Origin of the sequence: Synechococcus sp. BA-120 BA3, assembly GCF_034931285.1 — a bacterium.
Lineage (GTDB): Bacteria > Cyanobacteriota > Cyanobacteriia > PCC-6307 > Cyanobiaceae > Cyanobium.
On the sequence record NZ_JAYGHZ010000415.1, the window covers coordinates 1 to 2,700 of the forward strand.

General features: G+C 73.3%; 5 protein-coding genes. 3 read left to right on the forward strand and 2 right to left on the reverse strand.

Annotated elements, in window-relative coordinates; translation table 11 throughout:
- The coding region (locus tag VB737_RS16160) for a CRR7 family NDH-1 assembly protein (RefSeq protein WP_500314468.1) at positions 1 to 163 on the reverse strand (163 nt) is incomplete at its 3' end.
- A gap of 35 nt (positions 164 to 198) precedes the next feature.
- Positions 199 to 918: a glutathione S-transferase family protein gene (locus VB737_RS16165; protein WP_500314462.1), complete on the reverse strand. Its 720-nt coding sequence runs from the start codon at positions 916 to 918 to the stop codon at positions 199 to 201.
- Between the two features lie 75 nt (positions 919 to 993).
- On the opposite strand from VB737_RS16165, the gene VB737_RS16170 reads away from it, so the two are divergent.
- From VB737_RS16170 to VB737_RS16180, 3 genes are all read left to right on the forward strand, one after another.
- Positions 994 to 1,200, forward strand: coding sequence for a DUF751 family protein (locus VB737_RS16170; protein ID WP_500314464.1), 207 nt, complete (start codon positions 994 to 996; stop codon positions 1,198 to 1,200).
- 2 nt (positions 1,201 to 1,202) lie between these two features.
- The gene (gene rbfA, locus VB737_RS16175; protein WP_500314465.1) at positions 1,203 to 1,628 is read left to right on the forward strand and encodes a 30S ribosome-binding factor RbfA; all 426 of its coding nucleotides are present in this window, start codon (positions 1,203 to 1,205) and stop codon (positions 1,626 to 1,628) included.
- Positions 1,629 to 1,636: 8 nt separating this feature from the next.
- Positions 1,637 to 2,700: glycoside hydrolase family 3 N-terminal domain-containing protein (locus tag VB737_RS16180; protein ID WP_500314466.1), on the forward strand; the 1,064-nt coding region annotated here is incomplete at its 3' end.

Here is a 2,700-nt window from a genome sequence, read left to right on the forward strand (position 1 = left end):
GGTCGGCCGGGGGCTCGGCCAGGGCCGCCAGGTGGCCGGCCAGCCAATGAAGCGTCTCGGCGGCGCTGAGGATGCTTTCGCCCTTGCCGGGCTCCAGCACCACGTAATGGTCGAGCTCCCGCAGCAGCGGATCGGACACGGCCAGAACAACGGCGGTCCCCACTCTGGCGGGTGGAGCTCCTGCCCCGGCGGGGTGCCTCAGTCCCGACCCACCGCCGCATACACCTGGTCACGCCAGGCGAACAGGGGTTCCAGCACGGGGTTGTCGGCGATGCCGTCGACCCCGCGCCCGGCCAGGGGGGCACCGGCGCCGGCGGGGAACCTGAGCAGGTAGAGCTGGGCTGCCACGGCGATGTCGGCCAGGGTGAGGCCATCGCCCTCCAGATAGGGGCGCTCGCTGACCAGCAGGGCGAGCTGCTCGAGGCTGCGGTGCAGTTGCCGCACCTCACAGGGCCCGAGCAGGTCACGCATCGCTTCTGTGGCGGGGCCGATCAGACCGCCGGGCAGGGCCCCCACCAGATCCCGCAGGGGGGCGGGGGTGACCTCGGGCAGCAGGGCGGCGCGCAGCACCGGATCGCTGGCCGCGGCCTGGAGCAGGGCCAGGCGGGCGCCCCGGGCCAGGGCGGTGTCGGCCCAGTCCTCCAGCAGCAGCACCCGGGCGCGGGCGACCGGATCGGCCGGCAGCAGGGGCGGCTCCGGGTGGCTGGCCTCCAGGTGCAGGGCGATGGCGGTGGAATCGGCGATCACCTCACCGCCATCGACCAGCACCGGCACTTGCCGCTGCCCGGAGAGACGGAACAGCTCCAGCTGCCCCAGACCGGGGGTCACCTCGACGATGGTGGCCTCGAGTCCCTTGCGGGCCAGGAGCAGCCGCACCTTCTCGCAGAAGGCGGAATGTCTGAACTGATGCAGCTCCATGGACCCTCCGGGCCGGCTGGGCGTGGCCCCGGGCGGCAGAGTAGCCAGCATCCGTCCAGGACCGTCGCCGAGGCCATGAAGGACTTCTTCGTCAATGTGACGCGCTACCCGCGCTATCTGATCGCCTTCAGCCTGGGGGTGTTCAACTCGGTGTTCGAGCCGTTGGCCCGCCGCCGCAGCAACCCGGTCACGGCGGTGGCCCTGGTGGGCGCCCTGGTCAGCGGTCTGGTCAGCCTCACCCTGGTGCTGCGTGCCATGGTGCAGTCGGCACCGCTGGCTTAGTCATGGCACAGAGCCGACGGGTGGAACGGGTGGCGGCCCTGATCCGCCGTGAAGTGAGCGAGCTGCTGATGAGCGGCATCAAGGACGAACGGGTCCACCACGGCATGGTCAGCGTCACCAACGTGGAGGTGGCCGGCGACCTGCAGCACTGCCGGATCTTCGTGAGCATCTTCGGCAGCGCGGAGGATCGCGAGGTGGCGATGGCTGGCCTGCAGGCGGCGTCCGCCTATGTGAAAGGGGAGCTGGGCCGGCGCCTCAAGATGCGCCGCACGCCGGAGGTGGTGTTCGTCCTCGACCGGGGTCTGGAGAAGGGCAACACGGTGCTGGGACTGCTGCAGCGCCTGGAGACCGAGCGGCGTGAGCGGGAGGAGCCGCTGGCAGAAGCGGGCGAAGTGGATCCGGCGGCTGACCCCGGCAGCGACAGCTGATTCCGCCCATGGCTGAGCTCCCCGATCCGCCCCAGCCCCCCCTCTCGCCCCAGGCACTGGATCGGCTGGCCGCCGAACTGCTGGTGGTGCGCTGCAGCGGCCATCCGGCCGATGGCCAGCGGCGCTACCCCCGCTGGGAGCTGGACAACGGCAGCCTGCGGCGCCTGCTGCAGCGCGGGGTGGGCGGGGTGATCCTGCTGGGGGGCAGCGCCGCCGAACTGCGGCTGCGCACCCGCCAGCTGGAGGCCTGGGCCGGCGCCCCGCTGCTGCTCTGCGCCGATGTGGAGGAGGGCGTGGGCCAGCGCTTCGAGGGGGCCAGCTGGCTGGTGCCGCCCCTGGCCCTGGCCCGGATCCATGCCGAGGATCCCGCCCTGGCCATCGATCTGGCCCGGCGCTACGGGGCCTGCACGGGCCGGGAGGCCCGCCAGCTGGGGCTCAACTGGGTGCTCGCCCCGGTCTGCGATGTCAACAACAACCCGGCCAACCCGGTGATCAACGTGCGGGCCTGGGGGGAGGACCCGGCCACGGCCGGGGCCCTGGCGGCCGCCTTCTGCCGCGGCGTCCAGGCCGAAGGCGTGCTCGCCTGCGCCAAGCACTTCCCCGGCCACGGCGACACCGCCAGCGACTCCCACCTGGAGCTGCCCCTGATCCCCCACAACCGCGGGCGCCTGGAGGCGGTGGAGCTGCCGCCCTTCCGGGAGGCCTTCGCGGCGGGGGTGGCGGCGGTGATGACCGCCCACCTGCTGCTGCCGGCCATCGACCCCGACCATCCGGCCACCCTGTCGCGGGCGGTGCTCACGGGACTGCTGCGCCAGGAGCTCGGTTTCGAGGGGCTGGTCGTCACCGACGCCCTGGTGATGGAGGCGATCGCCGGCCGCTACGGCCCCTCGGAGGCCGCGGTGCTGGCCCTGGAGGCGGGGGCGGACCTGGTGCTGATGCCGGGGGACGCCGACGGGGCGATCGACGCCATAGTGGCGGCCGTGGCCAGCGGCCGGCTGGGCGTGGAGCAACTGCAGGCCAGCCAGCAGCGGCGCCGCCTGGCCCTGGGGCGCTGCCCCGCCGACGACGGCGG

Bases quoted from the DNA above. Each gene is read 5' to 3' on its own strand.
- VB737_RS16165 (WP_500314462.1), bottom strand. From the start codon at position 918: ATGGAGCTGCATCAGTTCAGACATTCCGCCTTCTGCGAGAAGGTGCGG.
- VB737_RS16170 (WP_500314464.1), top strand. From the start codon at position 994: ATGAAGGACTTCTTCGTCAATGTGACGCGCTACCCGCGCTATCTGATC.
- rbfA (WP_500314465.1), top strand. From the start codon at position 1,203: ATGGCACAGAGCCGACGGGTGGAACGGGTGGCGGCCCTGATCCGCCGT.